Below are 22,475 nucleotides of genomic sequence, written 5' to 3' on the forward strand. Positions count from 1 at the left end.
AATCGGCAGCACTTAGATAAGCCCAGGGCTATGTCGTGAAAGTTGATTTGCTCGGGCATAGGCTGAGCGAAATCCACCGCTAGGTCGGTCGACGTTGTGGCAAATGTCATGGCTACTTGAACCCACGATTGATAACTTAATTGTGATTCTAAGTAGCTCAAGACGTCGATTCAATGAAATGTGGCGCATTATTTTCAAATGCGCCCCATGGAATTTGCTTGAACCTCGAACTTTACCTGCTAGGCTGCTTTTTGCTGTTCCCGTTGGCGAGCTTTCTGAATCACGTTGCGGGCCACCGTATCGGCAATCCCTGATTTTTCCAGATCGTCGGTGTTGCCCATTGCTTGGCGCATCCGATCAATCTCATAGCGGGCGGTGCCTGCCGGGAATTCCTGCGCCAACAACAGCAATGCTTGCCAAAAATCACCATCTAAGCGCCGCGTCACCGCTGTTCGCACGGCCGAATCAATAGCACTGGAGTTAAATGCCCACATCTCCATGGCGCTAGCCGAGTTAAACAAGACCTGAGACACCAGGCCCCGGTCTGTTTTGAACATACAAAACACGGGTGCGCCCTGGCTGCTCGAACCCGGGCCCAAGCATTCCTGAACGATGGCCCGTCGCTCTGCTGCAGACAACCCAAAGGCCTGTTGCACCTCGTCGGCGGCCTCTTCAGAGCCCACACCCAGAATAAAGTAGTTATTCGATGTTTCGACCAGGTTCTTGGAAAAATCCTGGAACAACTGACTTGAGAGCACCGGAACCACGTTGTATTTGCGCCCTTCCCTAAAATCGGTCTCGACCATGCGCTGCACGTTTACCATGCCGTGTGCGTTGTGAAACTCGTCATACTCCAGGAATTTGAGCGTCTCTGCCATTCGCTGAATTCGATTGCTCTGGAATTCTCTGTAACGCGACGGCACTTGCTTGGCCATTTCATCCCATTTGAGGAAATAGTTCTTGGCGCCCAGCTGGCGAGCGAACAAGATCATGATCTCCGCGCGACGACGAGCCTCTTCGGATGTCGTGGTCGAGAGCACCTCTTCCAGATCGATCGAGACAATACGTGCATCCCCCAGGTCAAACCGTGTATACGTCGAGAGCAACGCGTACTCGCGCACGGACGTCATAATTGATCGGTTGAACACGTCGATGATGCGTTCGCCATCGACCTGCTTATTTCCGTAAACATCACGAACGGCGTCCGATGAGGCGGCAGTAATCAGGTAATCAAGGGTAGGAACGGCAAAGCGCTGAGCCAACGTTGCCAGATGGACTTCCCCGGCATCAAACAGCGTATCGACCACGTCCCAGATGCGCGGCCCAGTGCCGTCTTCGCCAAACTGCATGCCTAGAGTCTCAATTTTCTCACTGATGTCATGATCCAATGCACGTTGCCAACGCTTGGCATTCAAGCTATCACGGGATAGCTCTTTATAGGCCTGATCGATCACGAGCCCGACAAACCGGCCGCTTTCCGATCCGAGCGCTGGGCACAGCGCGCTAACCATATTGGCTTGAAAATCTCGTTCGCGCTCGGTTGGACTGTCCAACCCAAGCTGTGTATCAAAGATATTGATCGCATACTCGGCAGTGTTTCTCAAGCGAATCGAAACGGCGTAGTGTTTTCGCTCGGACGCCAACATAGCCCTAAGCACTTCAATGGTGTTCGCGCTGGACATGCCCTTATCAATGATGGTGATATAGGGCAACTCAGTTTGCCCCGGGGAGAATGCCATCCCTACGTTCAACACGTTCATCAAAAAGGACTTTCCGCGCCCTGGTGGCGCAAAGATCAACGTGCCCCAAAACGCCTGCAGTGATGTTCCAAAGGCAACTGGATATGGGCGCCCTTCCCGGGTGGTCAAAACAATTTGTCCGGCATCCCATGGCGATGCCGGACGAAATACCGGTAACAAACGGGCGAAGGTTGACAAGGGACCGGGCACAAAGGGGGCGGGATTCTCGCGCGAAAGAGCAGGCGCAGTGGCTGCTAGCAAGCTGACGGGGGCGCCCGACTCATTGCTCACTGTCGATCCACCCCAGCTTTGCAGCGCCATCTTCAAGGTCGACAGCTGATCACGCACCGCATCCCGATCAGTAGCCCAGGTGCTGGCCACCAAGCGGAAAGCCGCAACGTACTCCTGTTCGCCAATCTCCTTGAGGGTGTTCCATGCATCACGAAGTGCCCGGTTATGCTGACCGAATCCACCGAAAAATGACGAGAACATCTGGTCCATCTTACGGTAATCCATCCCGTTGGCTGAGATCTCCATGTTCACAGCCACAGGAAACTGCCGGCCGATCTGATCAAAGAAACCTGAAAACGCCGGCGCCGGCTCTTCGTTCGGACATACATCCAACTTGAATGACCCGTAGTACACGCCTTCGCGCCGGACAATTTCAAAGTCATCAAACAGCTCATAGGAGGGTTCAGTAAACAGCTGGCGTGCTAATGACAGCGGCTGCGTGTTGGCCGAATCGGTTTGACGCTCCAAAGTTGAGCCCATCGGCGCTTTCAGTCCAAAGACCAACGGGCGCCAGTTCTGCGGAACCCCTTTGCCGTCTACAAAACGTCGCAAGTAATACATAGCGTCATCGGTGCGCAGTGTGTCGATCAAGATTCCCAGTCCCGCCTCGGGCTGAGCAAATTGATAAATGAGGTTCTTGACCACGGCTTCGTGTCGGTTAGTCAGAACCGGATACACGGGAGCCACACTTTGTGAGAAATCCTTTTCCTTGGCTTTTCCTATCTTGGCTTTCTCGAACACATCGCGCTGCCACGCGAGGAACCTCTCACGGTCCTTCTTCTCCAGACCGGATTTAAGCGTGGTCACGGCAAGAATGATTACTTCATCATTACATTTCTGGCGAAGGTTGCTCAACCGGGAACTGAACCAGGTCTTTGCCTTGGTGCCCATGCCCAGACGAGCGGCGGTGGCTACGGCCGGGCGCAGCGTCTCCTGAATAATTGCCTCTGTTCCAGGAGGATCGGACAAGAATCCGACGCTAAACCCATACTGCTTACCCGAGCCGTCTTTGAGCATAATGGCCAACCGATCGCTCAAACGTTGGGCCAACCGGTCAAAGTCCTCAGGCCCTATAAGGCGGCGCGAGCCTTTGATGCGCAAGAATGTCACAAGATCGCCATCGACTGTTTGCCACGTACTGGGCCCTACTGCCGTTGACAAGGCTACACGGGACTGGATATCGGACCCAATAAAAAACCCCGAAAAATAGTACAGGAACCGTTCTAACGCAGGGCGACTCAAATAAGCTGCCCCGATAAGCCCGGACAGAACGATACTGACAATAATAGCGGTGGTAATCACAAATGGCTCTCTTTGGTGCGTTCGATTCGTTAGGTGCGTGCCCAGGGTTGACCGTTAACGGTCTTGCCAGAGCGTGAGTGGAGGCAAAATCGGGTCACTCGCCCCGGGTGATTCCTGGATCTGCTGTGCGAGTGTTTGCATGAACTCGTGTACACGCTCAGTGGCCTGAGGTTGCTCTCCGAGGAGCTGCTTGAAAATCTTGGTGGCACGTATTGCCGCCTGAGCACGCGTGTCCAACACCACATCGTCCAGCGCGCGAATAGCCCACGCACTGCCTCGCTCCAGCGAGCTTAAATAGAGCGACTCAATGGCTCCATGCGCACCTGGTTCGAATTCCCATACCAAGCTTGATACGGGGTGTGCGATCACATCCAGGTCCCGGATAGACATCGGATCGGCGGTGTTCATAAATATCTCTCAATCGACGCTTGCGCAGTGATTGGCAAGCAAAAAACCTGATGCAAACATTGCAATTATAAAATTCTTATTCATAATACAATCGTGACTATAAAAAGGAAACCAAAAAATGGCGAGTTTTATACGGACTCAGCTGGGCAGCCAATGCGGCTCGGCACCGAACGCCTTGGCTCCTATAGCCTTGTCGCGCACACTAGCAGCACGCCCTCGCCCCAGTTCACCACGCCTGGTAAACGGCACGGGGCAGCACGGGCGCTATGTCAAACAAGAGCAACGTCAGCGCTACTACAGCGCGGATCGGTGCAGTGACTCCGTCGATGAAGTTCAGTCCGAACGGGCAGTAACCCAAAAAATTCAGCGCTTGCTGCGTAAACGGCGAGTCTTGCAACAACGCCGCCCAACCATTCAAACGCGCCTGGTTGCCCCAACTGGATGCGCCGGGCGCTAAGGGCCGGCAAACACAGATAGAACAAAGGTTAAGCGATGCATATTACCTATGGCGTCGAAGCTATGGCGTATCAGAAACATCAGCAAGTGGTCCCGGTACGCTGGGACAGCCGCACGGCTGTCAATGGCCATTGCCTACTTGTCGGGATGTCTGGTGCGGGGAAAACATTTCGTCTTCGACAGATGATTGACCAGATGAGTGCCAGTGCTGAACAACCCATTCGTTTTCATGTGTTCGATGTGCACGGAGATATTGAGTTAAATAATGCCAGCAGTGTGCTTTTCTCCGAGCAAACCCGCTATGGTCTCAATCCCTTGCGTATCGTTCCCGATCCGCACTTCGGGGGCGTTCGCAAAAGCATTCAAGCCTTCATCGCCACGATGAATCGCGTACGCGTCTTAGGGACGAAACAAGAGGCGGTTCTGCGCTCCTTGCTCAACGACATCTACACCCGCAACGGCTTTAAGGCCAAAGACCCAAGCACGTGGTACGTGGATGAGCGCCAAGCGCAACTACTGAGCGACGGCTCAGACGGGCGAATGTACCTGGATGTACCCATTGAAGAAAAAGAGGACGCCAAGGCACTCGGTGCGCGTTGGGATTCGCACCTGAAGTGCTGGTACGTTGCCCTGCATGATTACAACGGCCCCATTGAGCGTTGGCCGCCCAAAACCACCTCACGCACACATCCAACCCTGGCCGATGTTCTTGGAATGGCCAGGTATGTTCTGCAGAAACTGTTTCTGGGCGCTAATGTGGAAGCGCTGACGCATCTGCAAGCCACTAACCGGGCAGCAAGTGCGCTGAATCGAAAATTACTCAAAGCCCATCGTCAGCGCGAGGCGAACATTACCGACGATGCGGCCAGCCAAGAGCTGCTCAAAGCCAAGCAAAAGGCTATCGATAGCTACTCCGAGTACGTCAACAACATTCAAAGTGGATCCGAGCTTGTCGATGTACTGAAGTACGACTCGACCGAAGTACTCAAATCGGTCATCGATCGGCTGGAGAACCTCAACGCCACCGGCATCTTCAAGTCAACTACCCCGCCCTTTGACCCGAGCTGCCCTGTATGGCGCTACGAATTGAGTCCTCTGAGCCTTGAAGAGCGCAAATTGTTCGTTCTCTTCAGGCTGCAGGAGCTGTTTAACACGGCTATGCAGCGCGGCCCGCAGGATCACATCACGGACGTCATTGTTCTTGATGAAGCCCACATCTATGCCGACGACGACCCGGATAACCCAATTAACACCATTGCTAAAGAAGCCCGCAAATTTGGCGTCGCATTGATCTGTGCCTCCCAGTCTCCGACTCACTTTACCGAAGACTTCATTGCTTCGGTGGGCACAAAGATCATCTTGGGAATTGATGAGATGTACTGGCGTTCGGCTGTTGCCAAGATGCGAGTTTCTGATCGTTCCCTTCAGTGGATCAAGCTCAAGAAAAGCATGCTGGTCCAGATCAAATGCAACGACGATGCGCAAAACCGCTGGCTTGGCGTCTACACCTATCCAACCAACTAAACTGAGGGCTCTCCTATGCAAACCCCACTTGTTCAACCGGTTGTACGTTCCCAGACGCACTGGCCAGACCTTGTACTGCACACCATATGGCCGGGCAGCGAACAACTTAATGGCTTTTGCGCCAACTACGTGCATGATGCCAAAGTACTTCAGCACTGGCATAGAACATTAGCCGACTGGCCCGTGCACGCCGTTATCGGTGCCTGGCGCACGTACAGTCAGTATGTGCATGATGAAATGTGGGTACCGGTCTCAAACACCGAGGCCGATACGCTCTTTGATCGCTACCTGCAGGACGTGGCCCACGCCTATGCGCGCGCCTGGTCTGTGGAACCGGCGCAAGCTGGCCAGCACAACGAGAAGCTTGCTCGTGTGCTGCGTAGCACCTGGTATGAGCAGATAAAGAATCAGCCCAAAGGCCTTTGGGTATTGGTCGATCTGAACGCGACAGCAGCCTCGGCACTGATGATCGCTTTGGCGCAGACGCTGGGATCGCACTTGCGTGGCCCAATCTATCGAGTGCGCGATCAAGAGCAAAACGCGCAAACGCGTCTTTTCGATCCGCACGATTTTAAGGCGAGCACGATCGAAGCGACAGACGAATCGCCGGCAAGCCCGCCTGTTTACGCTCACGAGGCTCTGGCACGCGCCAGCAACCTGCCTAGCGCGGCACTGGTTCTGGACGACGACCTGGGCATTGCCGCCAATGCCAAAACGAGCTTGAGCATAGCGGCTCAAGGCCAATGTGTTATCGGGCGCCTGGCTATGGGCAGAGCAGCCAGTGCATATGAATATCTGGCCGATCTGGCGTCGTGTATGCCTGATAACGATTTAGTCGGCCTGCAACGTCTGAGCGTCATTGATGTCAACTCAGGACAATGCATTTCATGGCCTTTGTGATCAGGTCAGCCCGTCAATTCCCAGCGACGTTTTTCGCCGAATGGCTCCAGGGGGCGGTAATTGCCCCTGGTTCATCTGCGCGTCAATCCAACCCAGATCCGGGTACATAAAGCCGTATTCGCTCTTGAACTGCTCGAGCTGTCCGAGCTGGTCAGCACGAATGCGAATCCGCAACGATCCTTGACCATACCGGTCGACAATAAATCCCTTGTTGTGCGCGCGTAGCGCCAGATCGAACATGGCAGCGCGATCATGGGCGGTGAGCCAGGCCGCATGCACAGAACACCGGGGCGAACGAGCGTGCCTATCCCATCGTGACTGCGTTACGGCCAACATGTGGTTATAGGCAACCAATCCTGCCGAATACGATAGACGGGCCTGGGGGCGTGTATCGAGCAACTCAGGTAATTGCCATTCGGGCGCAACGGGATTTAGCTCCCCGTCAAACACCCAGAACTGATGTATCTTGACCTTGGCGATCTTGCTGATCCAGGTAAGCTCTGGCTGTGTGATCCAGCGTCGTTGCAAGCCCCTGGCCTGCCCACTCATGCCAAAGGCAGCCAACACGCTGAGCTCCTCGGCGGTACCGTCCCAATCGATCGATGCTCGCACGACCGTCGGCCGCGATAAACAATAAGCCAGCAACTTGTTATCAGACCAATCAGCCAGGTCGCCTACCAGATGCCACTTGCCAGTACCGGGCACCGGAGCACCCAGCAGCTGTTTCGCGTATGAGACTTCATTAAAACGCAATGTGACAGCAAAGGTCTCAGCGGACCAGTAATAGGTGGCAGCCATGGGGGCAGAGTGTGGCTGATACGCTTGCGCCAACGCGCGCTCCAAAGACTCATCCACCTCAGGATCGTCTGGCAGTGTCGAGCCAATATCGCGCATCAAGTACGGCTCACGGACCCGCAACGGACCCATCTCAAAGACATCCCATCCATACGCTCGGGCCGCAATAGTCATAACCCGGGTAAAGACGCTCGATAGCATCGCGGCTTGCTGTGCGCCTTGCTCGCCGCCAGCCTGAGCCGGGTCAATCACACCGATATCAGCCGCAATCTCAGCGGGCCTGCGACGAAAGTAAAAATTGTTGCGCAGGTTTGGATACAAATGGGTTACCGGCTCAAGTGCAGAGACATTGGAGACCCAGAGGAAATCGTTGCGCAACTGGCTCGGGCCGTCGATAAGACTGACCTGTCCATCGGGCAAAAAGCACCGCCCGTCGCGCGCGCGCTCGGAGGCAAACATCACCAAAGCGCACGGCAAAGGGGCCAACCGTATCCCGGTGTTTCGGCTTTCTTGAAATGAACCTGAAGGGGAAGTCATCATATGCCTCGCTAGGAAATGGGGCCGTCAAATTCGGACTCTGCAGACCTGTTTACAGTCGATCATCCTCATCCGGATCAAGCTCTGTAATACTTTGCGGTACAACGCTAAAGCCCTCAATCCGGTCTGCGCCATTAAGCTTGCTTTCGATAGCCGCTAGTTTTTCTTCAAAGTCGTGTGGCCAGGATGCGGGATTAGCCTTGCCCCCTCGCTCCTGCAGCAATCTGGCGCCCCAGCCACGAAGCACCGCTGGGTGAAAGAGCAGCCGCATTCCGACCAACGCTTCTTCTCGATCGTTATAACGTTCGGGTTCTTTGGCCAACTCGGCCAATGCCTGGCCCATCTCTGTACTCAAGTTGGTACCGTAAACCTGTTCGGTCTGTTTCACACTTTCGGCATCGGCAATTGCTTCATATACCCGGTGAGCTTCGGCTTTAGAGTCATCATGAGCCATCGCCATACCAATGGAGCGCATCAAAGCATTCAGTGTGGGCGCCTCGGGGCCGTCGACGGGATCGACGTGCATAAGGCGAGTTTGCTTTGCGTAGAACCCATGCTCGAAAGCAAGTAACCCTTTCACGGGTTCCTGGCCCACACGCAGATAGGCGTGACAACCGGAGCAGACCACATGCCAGCGTTGTCCCGCATCACGATCCAATCGCGCGTCATCATCGACCAGTTCGTTGGTACGGGAGACGAGTCCGCAGAACGTGCACGGTGCTGCCTTGGGGCCTTCACGGTACGCTTTGACTGCTTTTTGGTAACTCGCTGAGACAGCCTGTGCCTGTGCCTTGGATTTTGGCCAAAACGCTTTGAGTGTAATACCGGGGATCAACGAGGGTCGACTCATGAGCAGATCCTTTGAGCTTGCATGCTCATCACTTGAAAATTCAGGTATCCGTCGTCAAGCACACCAGGACGGCCAGGCGGGAGAAAACAAAGCCCAAGCGGGGGCAACACCCACTTGGGCTCTTATGCCGGCTTGCTCGGCGTTAAAACGCTTGGGGTTGCCTGTTCTCGATTTAATAGGTTGCCGCGCGCCCGATGTCCCCGGCGCTACCACCGGTCGTTTCAACCAGCACCGTAATCACGAACCAAATGATGCACAGGAGCGATCCGCCCACAAGGGATACCACAATGCGCGAGGTCTTGACGTCATCGCGATCATTGGACTTATCAACAATGAGCTTAAGTCCGTACAGAATGCCGCCGATACCGATTAAGAGCGCCAGCAAGATGATGAAGTCAATGCCCGCCTGAATCGCCTCGGACCAGCCGGCCAACATACCTGGAATACCCTGAGCGCTCGCTGGCAGTGATACCACACCTGCGAGCGCGGCAGTAATACCGGCCGCGCCCTTTACAAGGCGATTCTGACCAACGGTCTTAACTGCTTGTTCGGCTTTGGTCTTGGTGTACCAAATTGTTTGTTCCATAGGTTGCATGATTGTTCTCTCCAAAACACGAATTATTTGTCAATGACCTAACGCCATAGACGACTAACTAAAAAGACTCTGGACCAGGCCGCCGATATTGATTGCCGCAGCCCCTCCCAGAATGTGAACAAGACCCCGCCAACCGGCGTCTTGCGAACTGGCTTGACCTTTGGACAAGTCATTCCAAAGAATCAAGCCCCGAAAAACAGCCAACCACCCAATGCAAGCAACCCAATAAACGCCAATGGCCATGGCTTGCTGCATGGTTTCTGAGCCTTTGATTTCACTGGGCATGTACTGCATGGCCGTCAATGGTGCCTGCGCACTTGAACCAAAAAGCATCTGAACGACGCTATCGGCGGTCATAGAAAGGCGTAACATGAGCGCGCCCACGGCGAAATTGATCAGGATTGGCCCCAATGTGGGCTGACCCTCACGCAACCCCTGGCCAAACTGGACCATCTTGATCATGCCCGAGGCGACCATCCATAGGCCGACAATGATGCTGGCCAATGTTGCAACCAGCACCGTGATGTCCTGAGCTAGCTGCTCGGTGTTATTTAAGAAGGCCTGCCAATCCATAGGGCGCGTTTCCCTTTACTGAGGGCGCACATGACCGGCGGTTGTGACAACTGTCAAACCATCCAGACGCAATACCCGGGCTCCGAGAAGCATATCTCCAGGCCTCACCGTGGTCAGACCACGGTCGCTGACGACGTACGCCAGGGTTGGGTTACGGCTAGGATAGACACCGACCACACGGGCGCTGGCCAACTCGGTATTGGCCTGTACTTTGGGGGCGCTAATGGCTGGTTTCGGCGCGGGAGCACTGCGGGCTACCGGTTTAGGTGCCGGCGCCTGCGCTTTCTTGGCGGGTTCGGCCTTGGCCGGCGGTGTGGCAGCCGCTTGTTTCTCATCTTTTTGGGTGGCGGCGATTTGACTCTCTTTGAGTTCGGTTATCGCTTCTTGGAGAGCTTGCATGTCCTTGGCGAACTGATCCATCGTGTCGCCTTGGGCCTGGCTACGCTCTTCCAGAGCACTTACCCGCTCTTCGAGCTGTGTCTGATTCTGTGCCAGACGTTCAAGCTTGTCTATAACATCGGCCTGCACCAGATCCTGCAACGCCTGCATATCCACGTAGGGCATTGGCGAGCCTGGAACAGACTCTAGGTTGGTAGTGGCTGGTGCCGCTTGCTCAAAAGGCAAGGGATCGGACTGTCTTGTAGTCGGCACGCCTGCTGGCTCCGGACTCACCGCGGTTAGTGCGCGCGCAGGCTCAGGAGGTACCGGCATGCTGGCCACTGGCTGGGTACCGGCAACGTCATTGCGAGGCTCAAACTGAGGTTGATTCGATCCGCCAAACTTCACAGCCAGACCCGTGCCTACTAGACCGACTAAAACGGTTAGCACCCCACCCACCAAAACGTATGTTTTCAACTTTGACGGTTTTTTCTCCGGGACATCGTCCTCGTACTCGGTATCGGCTTCCTCTGCGTCGTTGTCCGCAAACTCAGACTCAACTGTTGCTGGTGTGGCGCTGGTTGAGCGCCCTGCGGGTGCCGCAGCGGCACTATCGCCCACAAAGGGTTCAGCCGTACTGATTTCGGCTGACGGATCTGGAGAGCTTTGCTGAGCATCATCAGCTTGACCCCAGCCGAAACTCTCTGCGGGCGTGGCCGGCGCACCATCCGCATCGCTCCAGGAGACGCCGCTGTGCGTGCCTGGCGCAGCCTCCGTCGGGCGCGCTACGTTCTCTGGGCTTTGTGCCTGATCGTCTTTCTTCTCTGCGTTATCAGGAATATCGTTCCAGTTCATAATCCATAGTCCTTAGGGCAATTCAATTAGTTGGCGGGATTGGCGAACACCGGTTGGCGAAAAAGAATGCCAACGGTGGTGTAGGCATCGACCGTCGCCGTGTTCGGGCGTTGCTGCAGGCGCGAGACTTGATCATTGCCGTTGTCTACCAACGCACCAATCGCATCGCCTATGCCCTGTTGCTTAGCCTCTTCGCGCGAGGCTTTGGGTTGATCCACAATGATGTTCTCCCCAGTTATTCCTGCCGTAGGCGAATACTTCACACCGGGCTGGCCCTGGGCCGTAAAGAACGTGCTCAAGCCACTCAAGCCGGCCATGATCACAGGCAGCACCTGTTTGGAGATGATGTGCCGATCGACATCAGCTTCCATCATGTCGGAGGCCGTTTGCTCGTTAAGCAAGATTGCGTCGATCGGATAGAGTTGGTTTTCAAAGCGCATTTGAGTCAACTTCACACCTACGTCTTCCACGTCTCCGGACAGTGTCATGGGCTCGGATTGGCCAATCAAATAAGCACCCTGTAGGGGCCCGGCCGTAATCGAAACGGACACAAAACGACTTTTGTCCGTGTTGATCGGGCTCTCAAGTCGTCCTGGTGCAATCTGGAGACCGGGGAAGAGCATTTTGCGATTGGCATCTCGGCCGCCAGCGTCACCACCTCCGACACCCGCGCCACGATCTTGTGCCTGCGATGGCTGCTGTTGGGGTTTGATCTGCACCGATGTGGCTTGTGCCGGATCGAACACGGCACTTATATTGGCCAACTGGCGCTCCAAACCGCGCGCAAGCAGATCACGCTGGGCGCCCAGCGCATCGTTATTGGTCACCTGTTGGTGTCGAGCGTTGTACTGGGTGTACGACGAAGGCCCTGGCGAGGGTTGGGGCGCGGGGCCTGGAGCTGACTCGGGTGCCTTGACCGCAACGCCAGGCCCTAACGTATTTTCAGGAACGTAGGAGCGACCTTCGCGATATGCTGCTACCGCCTCTTCCTGCTGAACACGAGCAAGGCGTTGCTGCATCGCAGGGCTAATCTCGCCATTGTTGCGCTCGGAGTTGTTTGGAATAACACGGGAAAGATCGGTTTCCTGTGCGCTGCTCTGATGTCTATCCTTATCCGCGAACATGGCCAGACCGCCTATGACCAGGGCTGCTGCACCAATAGCACCGCCGATGATCATCAAGTTTCGTTTAAACCCCGCATCCAAGGGCTTTTTCAAGTTGTTCGCAAGTGACATTCTTATATATACCTCATTATCAATATAATGATAGTGACTTTATTGGCCAAAGCCAATAGCAGCTTGGCTTGGGCTTGGCACGATGCCTTGGATTTCTACATTGCTGATCTTGCCGTGTCGCGAGAGCAACACTACTGGTGTCGGGGGCAAGCGATACACGCTGGTGCCGTCGGCCGAGGGCAATTTCTCACTCCAGGCTGGCGAAGCGATCATGGCAGCGGTGCGAATTACCAAGTCCCCACTGGCTGATTGCCACGCGCTCACATCTGGATTGCCCTTCACCTTTAATCGTTTAGCTCCATCGGGCGTTTGGCCGTAAAGAAAGGCCATGAGATCTGCACTGCCAACGGACGCGCTCATGCCACCACCGGCCACCTGTGGTATTGCCCCTGGCGCGATACCCGGAACACGCAAATCCACTCGATAGTCTGTGGCATTGACGGCCGGAATCACGGTAAAGGTCACGGGTGTCGCCAAACCTTCGAGCATTACACCTACCGATCCGCGCAGATAATCCGATCGTGCGGCGACGCTTAGCACATGGCCCGACAGCTGCTTTACGTCCATGGCTTGGGAATAAAAATTCTCGGCTGCTTGAATAGGCCAAGGATTGCCGGCCGCATCCAGGAACGTGACCACTGCGCCCTGCCCGCGGGCAATACGCACAACTGGAGGCGTGGCTCCAGGCGATAGGTCAACATTGAAACTTGAAAGGGCCGCTTTAACATCAGTGGCTGCCGGCGTTGAAGCCGCCTGCCGGCGCTTCTCCAACTCGACGATAATTTCGCGTATCAGGGCCGGCTCCATCGGGGCCACCTGATTGAGCACCTCTTGCTTTAAATCTAGCTTGGGCGTGGGTAGTGGCTCAACCTGAGCTACGTTGCCTGCGTATGCTGGGCTCTGAGCGGGTCTTTGCCCCTGTGGCTGCGCTGGCCGCTGGGCTGATGCGCCGGTGTTAGCCGACTGATCTGCCGGCCTGTTCTCGGCCGGGGCAGGATCTGCCTGCTTCTGTGCAAGAAGCCACGCTTCTTTCTCCATGTTGGGATCCAGAAACGCGTTATCAACCGACTGCGTGGCCTGAGCCAGCGACAATGTGTGCATCATCACACCTACGCCTAGCACGGCGAACCTGACGGCAACTTTCATCTGCTACCCCTTTCTTGCTTGTGCAAATATGGCGCAGACGAACCTATCGCGGTGCTATCTGCGCAATTACTGTTTAACAACATTTTCTGGTGTCCACGGTGCCAACGCTCCCATCCAGGACAGCACCATTCCTTGAGCAAACATGGTGGGTGCCGAATCATAGAGCTGGTTAAGTACATCCACATCGGCGCTGGCCATGTGCTGGGCCATCGTCTCTGCAAATGAAGGATCGGCCTGAGTCACTGCATTGAACTCAAGCATCAAATCTGCTAACCCACGCACGACACTCGGATCATCATGGTGCAAAGCGAAACGCTCACGGTCCAGACCCAGGCGCGAATAGTACAAACGGCCAGCAATCATTCCCTTGCCCAACTGCACATACGACGCATCCAAAGCCAACTGCTTCAGTGATTGAAGCGCTGCGGCCAAATCAGAAACCCGGGCAATGTGCGCCATCGAGGGGCCGCCGCACTCAGCAAGCCAGCGCAGGAACTGCGCGTTCTCGTTTGTAACACCCGCGTTCAAGAGCGCTTGGGCACGATTGAGTAAATCGATGGATTTGTTCGAAGCGCTGGCAGCCAGGGTTGGGGAGTAAGTCATCACACATGTCCTTGAAAAGCGGGCTCGTTCCAAGCCCTGATCACTGCGACCCCGGTCATGCCATGACGTGACTGGTCGCTCACAGCAGCGATGTTATTGACTGTGACAACTGAATCAAGTTTGTAACAACGATTTTTACAATTTAGTCCGCTCATGCGATTCACCTGCGCTCCACGTAAGGAGCCAACTGGATCGAATCGACGCCAATTCCAGTTGGGCTCTCGCTTAAATCAACCCGTACGATCTTTAATGTGGCCAAACGCTCTTGAGGTGCAAAGCGCGATTGCGTGCCTTCCAAGAACACCGAAATAGGTGCCTGGATTTCCCAAACGGCTCGCCCACCAAGAAGATAGGGCCCGCGAACCAGGCTTGGGGCCTTGAGCGGGGCCACAGACATCACCAGACGGCGTTCACGCAAATCGTTCAGAATGGGGTCAATGGCTTTGGCAAAGGATTGCCCACCCTCGGTCGTGTAGTAATTGCTGCGTGCCTGGGCAAACGTGTCGCGATAATTCACAAAATCATGGGAGAACGACGCGCGAATAGCCTCAGTCGAAAAAGAAAGGACCCGCGAATCCGTAACGAAAGCCTTAGCCAAGGGCTGAGGCCGAATAATCTGCCCCGAATCCGTTACCGCAATCACGGAGACCGGTGAGGAAAGCAAGCGCCAGGCCAAGGTTGCAATGACGACGCAGGAGACGCAAAGCGCGCCCACCAGCAAAATGTTTGTGCCCAGTAGACGGCCGATCGACGGCTGCTCGCCTGACTCTTGACGCGGCTTGTTCATCGCCTTTTCCGGCGGTTTTTTCCCGCCCGCTTGCGGGGCGGGCTTACGCTTGGGTCCACTATTTTGTTGTTTGGACGTCGGGGTGCTCACGCTGGGTTTCCTTGTTTTGTTGATTACGATCGAATGAGAGCGCGCCAATCGACGCTTCGGCCATGAATCGGGGCCAAGTTGCCGTTGATCCCCGGGCAAGACAGTGAGTAGCTCTGAAAGCGTTGGCCGGTCAATGTGATTCCATCGACTTGATGGCATTGCATCGCCACCACCCCTACCAGCATTGCTTGAATACAAAGAGCGATGACCAAAGCGATGCTGAACCAGCGATTAGCCCGCATAAGCACGTTGATCAGTTTTTCGCGCGCCATCTGGTGATAGAACGCATCCTGATTGTGAACATTCATGACGAGGGCCCCTGTAGCTTGGCCGCTTGCTGATCGGACCGGTTTCCATTCTGAGCCGCTTCGATCAAACCCATTGGGGGGTTCTCAAGTCGTACGCCTAGCACTTGCACTTGGTTGACACACATCTCATAGATCTGGGCAAATCGCTTGGAAAAGCGGTCATAAGCCATTTCGTTGCCACTAGGATCGGGCAAACAGTTGCACAGGGTCGGCCACCCGCCGAGCTCCTGTATGCTCATCGCCAACGCCGCATCCTGGATCTGCGGACTCTTGTATGGTCCTACTTTGCGCACAAGATTGACCAGATCATTAAGAGCAAGCAAAGCACTACGACTGGTTTGAGACCCCAGCAGCCTCAGAACATCCGAAATCTGGGGGCGAAAGGCACTGCGATCCGCGTGTGTGGACAACGCAGCCACAACCTGGTCGTTTGGATAGCGTGAGAACACTTTTCGCTGCCAGTCCAGGGCCTCGTCCTCGGTCAGGGTCTGGTTGGTTCTTCCGCACAGGCTTGATAAATACTGCAGAGCGTCAAGACTCATAACGATCAACCTCAACCGGCTGCATGAGCCTGGACTACTTCTTTGGCTCGTTGCAAAGCGTAGTAACTGTCATCGCGAGCTCGGGCACTGCGGGCTGCGCCAGCAGTTGCAAACTGATAACGTGTGCTTCCCCCTGGCTCGGCGTTGTGCACATCAATGGTTCGCCACTGAATCGCATTGCGTAACCAATTTCGAAACGTGGCATCCCAATCAGCGGATCGCTCTGCCCGGGAACGAGCAAAATCAACGAAACGTTGCTTAATCTCGGCATATCGGGTTGGGGCCAGTCCGTGTTGTTCGATCTCTGCGCGCATTGATGCGGTGAGCTCGAACAGATCCGGCAATAAGCGGCGCACGGCCTTGGTGCTTCGAGCGGTTACCGGCGTCGCTTTGTTTTGTAATGCCGTTACTGCTTGCTGGGTGTCACCACTGGTCGGCCCAAACAAATCAGGGCTTTGCGCTTGAATCAACAGTTCGTTGGCAAGGTACTCGAGCGATTCTTTATGGCTTTGAAGTAACGATTGAGCAAGCTGTTGCATGGGCTCGAAGACCCATGTCCCCGCTTTACCAATCCTCCAGCCCGCTTGTAGCTCCTTCAATTCATGGTTCAGAACCTCAAGGGGTAAACCACACAGCTCAGCAAGTGATTGCAGATTTGGCACATGCACAGTGCCGGCCGGTGTGCCACGCCAGGCATGATCGAGCAAACGCAGCACAGCGCGTACGACGCGTCCGTCCGCGCTGAAATACGCCGGCAGCTGTTGCAGCCATTGCGGATCAACGACAAGTCGCGGCATTAACGAAAAATGTCCGGAATTCAGGCTTGCTCGCATCGATTTCTCCTAGCATTGACGCGCCTTGGCGCTTCTTTTGTGGCGCGGTCCGGATGAATTATAAGTTATTTTTAATATATTAACTATAATTTTATAAATACCAAACAAACCAAAGGAAAAGCGATGATTGCCAGCCTAACCGTACAAGGGCGTGTGACCGAACAAACGGCCCAGCTCATTGATCTTGAAGGCCTGCGCCTGACTTTGGCCAGGCCGCTTCCAGCAATTTACATCGGTGCGTATGTCGTGATCATTGCTCAAGTAATTTCGGTGCAATCACATGCGCTATATGCCGACGTACTCAGTATTGCGCCCTTGTCCGGCGCTCAAGACGATCAGCCCGGTTCTTTACCAACCGCCCAGTCGCAACACGAGCCCATGGCCCAACATGATGCAAGCCTTGCTCAACGTGACGATGCCTGTAGGCCCGGCAATGGCGCAGAGCCACCGTGCACGCCTGCCACCTCGCCTTCGGCTGGCTTCGCCTTTGGCAACGCTCCGCAGCCTAAGCCCGTGACACGACCGAACAAACCGGTCGGCACCAACGTTTCGCAATTCACGTTTGATGCACCGCCCGTTGTCAGTGTTCCTAATCCCGGCCCAAACGCTGCCATCCCCCAAACAACTATGGTTTGCAACCAGCCCCCAGCGGCCAATACCCCTAGTCGTGACAGTCTGCTGGCGCAGCAACAAGCCAGAATGCAACAGTTTCGGGAACTTGCGCGCCAAAGCGATGAACAGTTCCTGGACATTCCTTATTAGGACTTTGCCATGTCGTTTGTTTTTGACGCTACCCAATCCGTGAACAACGGCGCACTGCCACAGTCGCAAAACGACTTCATTGCGCAAATCACCGCAGATCCACTTGCTGACCCCTTATGCGCACAGTGGCAAGCGCTTGAGCCCCTTAGCGCCCCGGCCGTGGAAAAAGAGCTTTGCGCTGCCCTGCTTCGTGTAGATGACACCACATTGGCAAGCGTGCGTATCGCAGCCCAGGCCCTTCGGCCCGAAACCTTTGTAGTTGCCGCCTATCGTTCCATTGCCTCACTTTGTCTGCATTTGCTATCCACAGATCGAATTCCAAGCTTTACCGCTGTGCATACACTGGCTCAACAACGATTGACCGATATTGGCGGAATCGAAATGTTGACCGACTTGGCCAATGATCCGACCGTCAGGTACTGCACTCCTCGCATGTTTGAGCAATCGTGTGAGATCGTGCACAACCTAGCGCTCAAGCGCTTGTACCGGGATCAACTGCAGGACCAGCTCAAGCATCTGGCCAGTGCGGATCTCTCGCAAAGCCTTCGCCAAACGCATGACCTGTTAGGCTCACTGAGCAATCAGCTCGATCGCGGCGCCAACGAACCGGTACACATCTGGGATGCGATTGAGCCCGTGCTCGACCGTCTAGTCAACCCGCAAGAGGTAGACCCCAACATCATTCGTACTGGATTTGGACCGTTGGATGATGTGCTGGGCGGAGGGTTGCGCGGTGGGGACCTGGTTCTACTTGCCGGACGGCCCTCCATGGGCAAAACTGCACTTGCCCTCAATATGGCACAAAACACCTCCCGGATTGGTTCTCCAACGAACGGCCCGGTACCGACACTTTTCAAGGAACTGGAGATGACTGCCGGCGCATTAGGCACCCGGGCATTGGCGAGCGCCTCGCGCGTCGGTATGCAGCATCTTCGAGCCAGCTCGGTTTCCGATGAACACCTGCACAATGTGCTTGATGTAGTTCACCGCTTCCAGAAACCGGATTTTGCAGCGGCTCGCAGTTACGACAAAGGGTGTGCGCTGTGGATCCAAGACAGAAGTGGCGTTACGCTGCAAGATGTACGTACAAACGCGCGTAAATTTGTTCGCGAGCACGGCCCGTGTGTTCTGTTTATTGATTACCTGCAGCTGATCGCCATGGAACCAGGCTCACGCGCCAAAGACACCCACACCCATGTCTCGAGCGTCTCCCAGGGTCTTAAATCCCTAGCCAAAGAACTTGGCATTCCGATCGTAGCGCTCAGCCAGCTCAATCGCTCGCTTGAGCATCGGGCGTGCAAGCGGCCCATTCTCGCAGACTTGCGCGAATCAGGCAGCCTGGAACAAGACGCTGACATTATCTTGTTTGTCTATCGTGACAGCGTGTACAACCCGGGGACATCGGACCCGACTGAGGCAGAGCTTATCGTGGCCAAACAGCGCGACGGTGCCATTGGCTCTATTCCGATGCGCTACCACGCGTCTACCGTGACCTTTGAAATGCAGCAACCCTATCGGGGGTAGCAATTTGTTCACACAATGGGCATTGTCGTTGCCGTAACAATGTTTAGTGGGACATAATAGTGGTAACTATTGATAAATTGATAATTGCCCTATATGTCTGTCGACTTTCCCTCCCGAGTGCAAAGACTCCTGGCTCTGTACGAACAGCGTGGTTTGTGTAAACCGCTGACTTATGCAGAGCTGATTGTGCGAGCACAGCGTCTGCCGCAATTGGCAGACATGTATATGTGCGCCGAAGATCCTCTGCATCAGCCGCGTCGGGGAGATCCTGCTCCGCCTACGCTGGCGCAGTCACGATTTAACCAAATTGGTACCCTAAGTCAGATCCAGATTTGCAATCTGTTTGGCTTTGCCATCTATCAGCTGGGCAAGCTACGCGACGACTCGCGCATTGCTCCTTTCGAGCTGCAGATGCTGCTTTATATGTATGAAGCCAAGCCGCGGCACGCACCCTTATCCAATCTGGGCTGGTCACAAGGCAACTTTGTTATCTGGCTTTACCAGGACTTGGTACAACGCTATGAGATCGGCTCACCCGAGCAAGCGCGACTTTGGCTTATGGCCATGCAGCGCCCGCGCAGTGAGGATCTACTTGGGCGGTTGCGCGTCGGTGTTACCCGTCGATTTACTGGCGCATTTAATAAACGGCCAGCGACGTTCTACAAGTGGATTTCGCAGAACAAAGTATCGAACCAAACCAGCGGCCTGCTGCTTGCCAAGCTTCTGGAGCCAGATTCAGACTCCGGCTACACCCGAGGTCAGGAACCGGACTTTCGACGGGTGCGTGAGGATCTGTATGGTTTGGCGCGCTTTTTACATAAGGCTCATGAGGAACCTGACTTTGATGAGGAGTTCCCCGCTCCCGAACTCGATTCGTTCTTTGCACTGCCCATGCGTCGCACGCGTAAGTATCATGAACAGCAAGCTCAAGCAGGCTTATCTGCAAACAAAGGTAAACGAGCCCCGCGCGCTAAAAATACAACAGAAAAAGGATAGCGAATGAGCATGCCCACCCTACCCAGTCGATTTGAGAATCCAGCGCCTATCGAAATCGCTCAGCGTCCTGCGTTGCACACTAACCAAAAAAGCTTACTCTCGTTGAGTGTGCCTATTGTATTGCCGGCCAGTGAGCCCGCCCCAGAGGTCATTCGTTTGCGTGACTGCTCGCTCCCTCTGCCCGAACCCAAGGCGCATGTCAAAGAGTCGCTCTGGAATCACCGATGCCCAGACGTCATTACCGGAGTGAGCCGGTTAAGTACCATCATGGCCTCTTACATGGCTCATGAGCTGCTCAACCCCGACGTGAGCGTAAGCTTTGTGACGATCTTCTACCGTGCCTGCACCGAGCAGGATCAAGCCTATCTGGAAAATCACCCCGATGAGTCGATCGTGGTGTACCTTCGCCGTGGCTGGACGAAAAACGGCAAAGACGTCAGCAAACAGGATTCGTTCTATACCGACTGGGTCACCCTAGATGTGGCTCGCAATTACACCAAGTTCTTTCAGAGTCTTTTGGTTGAGCAAGCTGGCGTAGATCAAGAGGAATTCGATCGCTTTGAAATGACGCGATCCCATCTGTTTGACACGGTCTTTGAAAACTATCCGTTTGCTGTACACGCCTTCTTCGAGAAATTTCCGCAACTGCACGTACTTCGCCATCAAACTTGGCCAGGCATACTTGACACCTCAATTCACGGGGGCGTATCAGTCCGCCTTCATCCAGACAGGATCGCCTATGCAGAGATCACCGGATCTCTGAAGGGTCAAACCCAACTGATTTTCTAGGCCCGGCTAGCTCCGGGCTCTTTTTTAACAATTTTCCGCTTATAGTAGGCTGTCACTGGCAGGCATGTTCCAGATAATGCGGGCATGCTTGAAGATGTTAATCAGCAGTTCGGTCTGACCATACGAAAATTACGTCAAAGACGCCGTTGGTCGCAAGAGACTCTTGCTGAGCGCACACAACTTAATCGCAATTTCTTATCGCTGATCGAGCGAGGTCAGCGTTCGCCCACTCTCAATACAATCGCTCGATTAGCTAAAGGCTTAGAGATGCCAATCGCTGATCTCATTTGTATGTGTCAATTCGAAATCAATAACACTTCAAGTCGCGATAGCGATTGAACCTTGTTAATGTCGACACTCACTGAAGCACAAGATAAGTCCCCCACGGTCGTCACGTTGGCTCATGGGCTGCAAAACTATTTACGCTCCGTTTCGATCCTTAAGAAAGGCTATGAGCAAGAGCGATACCGAATCACTCAGTTAAGCCGTTCTTTCCTCGGCCGTAAGCTCGTGCATGAAGTTACGAGCGTTGACATAGCAACCTACCGTGATAAGCGCCTGCAAAGCATCAATAAGCGAACCGGCAAGACAATTTCGAACGCTACTGTGCGCCTTGAAATGTCATTACTGTCAAATTTTTTTGACCTTGCTCGGATTGAATGGGGCTACACCAAACAACCCAACCCGTGCGCCGACGTGCGTAAGCCTAAAGTTGCGCCAGGCCGTGATCGACGCTTAACGGCTCGTGAGGAGCGGCGAATTTTGCGTTACGCACATGAGCATAAGAACAAGGAGCTCTACTCCATTATTACGCTGGCACTGAGCACCGCTATGCGCCAAGGCGAGATACTGACATTACGTTGGGAACATATCAACTTCAAAACCAGGGTGGCCCATTTGCCGGAGACTAAGAACGGCACAAAACGGGACATCCCTTTGTCAACCAAAGCCCGAGAAGCATTGATGCGTCTAGACGTAAAGACGGCTGGGCCGGTGTTCATGTATACCAAGCATGGCTTCAAATCAACTTGGCGTTATATGGTCACGCGCTTAGAGATTGAGGACTTGCATTTTCATGATCTTCGACATGAAGCGATTTCTCGTTTGTTCGAATTGGGTACGCTGGACATGATGGAAATTGCAGCAATCAGCGGGCACCGTTCTCTTGCCATGCTAAAGCGCTACACCCATTTAAAAGCGAACCGCTTGGTGAATAAGCTCGAGGGGACGCGTAATCGTGGGCGGCTAGCTATGTTGAATCACTTCATCCCTTATCCAGGGATTATGAAGGCTCATCCTGAAGGAATTGAAATTGTATTTCCCGATTTTGAGCATGCGACAGTCTCAGGCATAGGAGCAACCAAGGAACAAGCCATTGTTCGAGCACAAGATGCCTTGTTACGTAGTCTGGCAAGTGCAATTCGAAGTGGGCAGTCTGTGCCCAAGCCGGACCAATATTTGCGCCAAGTTAATGAGGAATATGTAGTCATGATTGACCCAATCGCGATGCTTTAACACTTTTTTGAAGACAAAGTGTCAACCAAATCTACAGTAAGCTACTGTTATTAAATATTTTATTGCCTTAATTTCGATGACATATCGACATTTTTAAGGAGCTAGTTTCTCAACTGTTCTAAGCTAATTGATTGCCAATCCG

At 54.3% G+C, this 22,475-nt stretch carries 23 protein-coding genes; 9 read left to right on the forward strand and 14 right to left on the reverse strand.

The features are described 5' to 3' along the window. Positions 1-239: 239 nt before the first annotated feature. Both PuT2_RS14770 and PuT2_RS14775 read right to left on the reverse strand, forming a co-directional pair. The gene (locus PuT2_RS14770) at positions 240-3,332 is read right to left on the reverse strand and encodes a hypothetical protein (protein WP_093971766.1); all 3,093 of its coding nucleotides are present in this window, start codon (positions 3,330-3,332) and stop codon (positions 240-242) included. Positions 3,333-3,386: 54 nt separating this feature from the next. Continuing rightward, entirely contained in the window at positions 3,387-3,722 is a 336-nt protein-coding gene (locus PuT2_RS14775; protein WP_143516210.1) for a hypothetical protein, read from the reverse strand. Positions 3,723-3,858: 136 nt separating this feature from the next. Here PuT2_RS14775 and PuT2_RS15750 point away from each other — a divergent pair, with 136 nt between their 5' ends. Genes PuT2_RS15750 through PuT2_RS14790 form a run of 3 tightly spaced genes read left to right on the forward strand, consistent with a single transcriptional unit; the run spans position 3,859 to position 6,620 of the window. Then, positions 3,859-4,197, forward strand: coding sequence for a hypothetical protein (locus PuT2_RS15750; RefSeq protein WP_143516212.1), 339 nt, complete (start codon positions 3,859-3,861; stop codon positions 4,195-4,197). Between the two features lie 35 nt (positions 4,198-4,232). After that, positions 4,233-5,720, forward strand: coding sequence for a DUF5710 domain-containing protein (locus tag PuT2_RS14785; protein WP_093971769.1), 1,488 nt, complete (start codon positions 4,233-4,235; stop codon positions 5,718-5,720). A 15-nt stretch (positions 5,721-5,735) separates the two neighbouring features. After that, a complete protein-coding gene (locus PuT2_RS14790; RefSeq protein ID WP_093971770.1) occupies positions 5,736-6,620 on the forward strand; it encodes a hypothetical protein in 885 nt (294 codons plus the stop codon). Here the strand turns inward: PuT2_RS14790 and PuT2_RS14795 are convergent, their stop codons facing one another. The 12 genes from PuT2_RS14795 to PuT2_RS14845 all read right to left on the reverse strand — a co-directional run bounded on the left by PuT2_RS14795 (position 6,621) and on the right by PuT2_RS14845 (position 16,747). Next, on the reverse strand, positions 6,621-7,955 hold the full coding sequence (locus PuT2_RS14795; protein ID WP_143516214.1) for a hypothetical protein: 1,335 nt from the start codon (positions 7,953-7,955) through the stop codon (positions 6,621-6,623). A 49-nt stretch (positions 7,956-8,004) separates the two neighbouring features. Continuing rightward, complete coding sequence (locus PuT2_RS14800) at positions 8,005-8,802, reverse strand: hypothetical protein (RefSeq protein WP_093971772.1); 798 nt, start codon at positions 8,800-8,802, stop codon at positions 8,005-8,007. A 172-nt stretch (positions 8,803-8,974) separates the two neighbouring features. After that, the gene (locus PuT2_RS14805) at positions 8,975-9,397 is read right to left on the reverse strand and encodes a DUF6750 family protein (protein ID WP_093971773.1); all 423 of its coding nucleotides are present in this window, start codon (positions 9,395-9,397) and stop codon (positions 8,975-8,977) included. Between the two features lie 54 nt (positions 9,398-9,451). After that, on the reverse strand, positions 9,452-9,970 hold the full coding sequence (locus PuT2_RS14810) for a hypothetical protein (protein ID WP_093971774.1): 519 nt from the start codon (positions 9,968-9,970) through the stop codon (positions 9,452-9,454). 15 nt (positions 9,971-9,985) lie between these two features. Next, positions 9,986-11,203, reverse strand: coding sequence for a hypothetical protein (locus PuT2_RS14815; RefSeq protein WP_093971775.1), 1,218 nt, complete (start codon positions 11,201-11,203; stop codon positions 9,986-9,988). 26 nt (positions 11,204-11,229) lie between these two features. Then, positions 11,230-12,438: a DotG/IcmE/VirB10 family protein gene (locus PuT2_RS14820; RefSeq protein WP_093971776.1), complete on the reverse strand. Its 1,209-nt coding sequence runs from the start codon at positions 12,436-12,438 to the stop codon at positions 11,230-11,232. Between the two features lie 39 nt (positions 12,439-12,477). Then, on the reverse strand, positions 12,478-13,584 hold the full coding sequence (locus tag PuT2_RS14825) for a DotH/IcmK family type IV secretion protein (RefSeq protein WP_093971777.1): 1,107 nt from the start codon (positions 13,582-13,584) through the stop codon (positions 12,478-12,480). A gap of 66 nt (positions 13,585-13,650) precedes the next feature. Next, the gene (locus tag PuT2_RS14830; protein ID WP_093971778.1) at positions 13,651-14,187 is read right to left on the reverse strand and encodes a hypothetical protein; all 537 of its coding nucleotides are present in this window, start codon (positions 14,185-14,187) and stop codon (positions 13,651-13,653) included. A gap of 160 nt (positions 14,188-14,347) precedes the next feature. After that, on the reverse strand, positions 14,348-14,974 hold the full coding sequence (locus tag PuT2_RS14835; RefSeq protein ID WP_158214060.1) for a DotI/IcmL family type IV secretion protein: 627 nt from the start codon (positions 14,972-14,974) through the stop codon (positions 14,348-14,350). Between the two features lie 113 nt (positions 14,975-15,087). Next, positions 15,088-15,372, reverse strand: a complete 285-nt coding sequence (locus tag PuT2_RS15865; RefSeq protein WP_158214061.1) for a hypothetical protein — start codon at positions 15,370-15,372, stop codon at positions 15,088-15,090. Next, entirely contained in the window at positions 15,369-15,914 is a 546-nt protein-coding gene (locus PuT2_RS14840; protein ID WP_143516218.1) for a hypothetical protein, read from the reverse strand. Before PuT2_RS14840 ends, PuT2_RS15865 begins: the two co-directional genes overlap by 4 nt. 11 nt (positions 15,915-15,925) lie before the next feature. Continuing rightward, the gene (locus tag PuT2_RS14845) at positions 15,926-16,747 is read right to left on the reverse strand and encodes a hypothetical protein (RefSeq protein ID WP_143516221.1); all 822 of its coding nucleotides are present in this window, start codon (positions 16,745-16,747) and stop codon (positions 15,926-15,928) included. Between the two features lie 123 nt (positions 16,748-16,870). Here PuT2_RS14845 and PuT2_RS14850 point away from each other — a divergent pair, with 123 nt between their 5' ends. From PuT2_RS14850 to PuT2_RS14875, 6 genes are all read left to right on the forward strand, one after another. Next, the gene (locus tag PuT2_RS14850) at positions 16,871-17,509 is read left to right on the forward strand and encodes a hypothetical protein (protein WP_093971782.1); all 639 of its coding nucleotides are present in this window, start codon (positions 16,871-16,873) and stop codon (positions 17,507-17,509) included. 9 nt (positions 17,510-17,518) lie between these two features. After that, the gene (locus tag PuT2_RS14855; protein ID WP_093971783.1) at positions 17,519-19,033 is read left to right on the forward strand and encodes a DnaB-like helicase C-terminal domain-containing protein; all 1,515 of its coding nucleotides are present in this window, start codon (positions 17,519-17,521) and stop codon (positions 19,031-19,033) included. A 93-nt stretch (positions 19,034-19,126) separates the two neighbouring features. Continuing rightward, complete coding sequence (locus PuT2_RS14860) at positions 19,127-20,029, forward strand: hypothetical protein (protein WP_093971784.1); 903 nt, start codon at positions 19,127-19,129, stop codon at positions 20,027-20,029. Between the two features lie 3 nt (positions 20,030-20,032). Beyond that, the gene (locus PuT2_RS14865) at positions 20,033-20,818 is read left to right on the forward strand and encodes a hypothetical protein (protein WP_093971785.1); all 786 of its coding nucleotides are present in this window, start codon (positions 20,033-20,035) and stop codon (positions 20,816-20,818) included. An 84-nt stretch (positions 20,819-20,902) separates the two neighbouring features. Next, positions 20,903-21,157 carry a helix-turn-helix domain-containing protein gene (locus PuT2_RS14870; RefSeq protein WP_093971786.1) on the forward strand — a complete coding sequence of 85 codons (255 nt, stop codon included), beginning with the start codon at positions 20,903-20,905 and terminating at the stop codon, positions 21,155-21,157. A 9-nt stretch (positions 21,158-21,166) separates the two neighbouring features. Then, entirely contained in the window at positions 21,167-22,333 is a 1,167-nt protein-coding gene (locus PuT2_RS14875; RefSeq protein ID WP_093971787.1) for a tyrosine-type recombinase/integrase, read from the forward strand. Positions 22,334-22,475 lie beyond the last annotated feature (142 nt).

This window comes from Pusillimonas sp. T2, from assembly GCF_002236805.1.
Lineage (GTDB): Bacteria > Pseudomonadota > Gammaproteobacteria > Burkholderiales > Burkholderiaceae_B > Neopusillimonas.

Bases quoted from the DNA above. Each gene is read 5' to 3' on its own strand.
- PuT2_RS14860 (WP_093971784.1), top strand. From the start codon at position 19,127: ATGTCTGTCGACTTTCCCTCCCGAGTGCAAAGACTCCTGGCTCTGTAC.
- PuT2_RS15865 (WP_158214061.1), bottom strand. From the start codon at position 15,372: ATGAATGTTCACAATCAGGATGCGTTCTATCACCAGATGGCGCGCGAA.
- PuT2_RS14875 (WP_093971787.1), top strand. From the start codon at position 21,167: ATGTCGACACTCACTGAAGCACAAGATAAGTCCCCCACGGTCGTCACG.
- PuT2_RS14810 (WP_093971774.1), bottom strand. From the start codon at position 9,970: ATGGATTGGCAGGCCTTCTTAAATAACACCGAGCAGCTAGCTCAGGAC.
- PuT2_RS14870 (WP_093971786.1), top strand. From the start codon at position 20,903: ATGCTTGAAGATGTTAATCAGCAGTTCGGTCTGACCATACGAAAATTA.
- PuT2_RS14865 (WP_093971785.1), top strand. From the start codon at position 20,033: ATGAGCATGCCCACCCTACCCAGTCGATTTGAGAATCCAGCGCCTATC.
- PuT2_RS14790 (WP_093971770.1), top strand. From the start codon at position 5,736: ATGCAAACCCCACTTGTTCAACCGGTTGTACGTTCCCAGACGCACTGG.
- PuT2_RS14800 (WP_093971772.1), bottom strand. From the start codon at position 8,802: ATGAGTCGACCCTCGTTGATCCCCGGTATTACACTCAAAGCGTTTTGG.
- PuT2_RS14785 (WP_093971769.1), top strand. From the start codon at position 4,233: ATGCATATTACCTATGGCGTCGAAGCTATGGCGTATCAGAAACATCAG.
- PuT2_RS14845 (WP_143516221.1), bottom strand. From the start codon at position 16,747: ATGCGAGCAAGCCTGAATTCCGGACATTTTTCGTTAATGCCGCGACTT.
- PuT2_RS14825 (WP_093971777.1), bottom strand. From the start codon at position 13,584: ATGAAAGTTGCCGTCAGGTTCGCCGTGCTAGGCGTAGGTGTGATGATG.
- PuT2_RS14795 (WP_143516214.1), bottom strand. From the start codon at position 7,955: ATGATGACTTCCCCTTCAGGTTCATTTCAAGAAAGCCGAAACACCGGG.
- PuT2_RS14820 (WP_093971776.1), bottom strand. From the start codon at position 12,438: ATGTCACTTGCGAACAACTTGAAAAAGCCCTTGGATGCGGGGTTTAAA.
- PuT2_RS14830 (WP_093971778.1), bottom strand. From the start codon at position 14,187: ATGACTTACTCCCCAACCCTGGCTGCCAGCGCTTCGAACAAATCCATC.
- PuT2_RS15750 (WP_143516212.1), top strand. From the start codon at position 3,859: ATGGCGAGTTTTATACGGACTCAGCTGGGCAGCCAATGCGGCTCGGCA.
- PuT2_RS14775 (WP_143516210.1), bottom strand. From the start codon at position 3,722: ATGTCTATCCGGGACCTGGATGTGATCGCACACCCCGTATCAAGCTTG.
- PuT2_RS14835 (WP_158214060.1), bottom strand. From the start codon at position 14,974: ATGAACAAGCCGCGTCAAGAGTCAGGCGAGCAGCCGTCGATCGGCCGT.
- PuT2_RS14815 (WP_093971775.1), bottom strand. From the start codon at position 11,203: ATGAACTGGAACGATATTCCTGATAACGCAGAGAAGAAAGACGATCAG.
- PuT2_RS14855 (WP_093971783.1), top strand. From the start codon at position 17,519: ATGTCGTTTGTTTTTGACGCTACCCAATCCGTGAACAACGGCGCACTG.
- PuT2_RS14840 (WP_143516218.1), bottom strand. From the start codon at position 15,914: ATGAGTCTTGACGCTCTGCAGTATTTATCAAGCCTGTGCGGAAGAACC.
- PuT2_RS14805 (WP_093971773.1), bottom strand. From the start codon at position 9,397: ATGCAACCTATGGAACAAACAATTTGGTACACCAAGACCAAAGCCGAA.
- PuT2_RS14850 (WP_093971782.1), top strand. From the start codon at position 16,871: ATGATTGCCAGCCTAACCGTACAAGGGCGTGTGACCGAACAAACGGCC.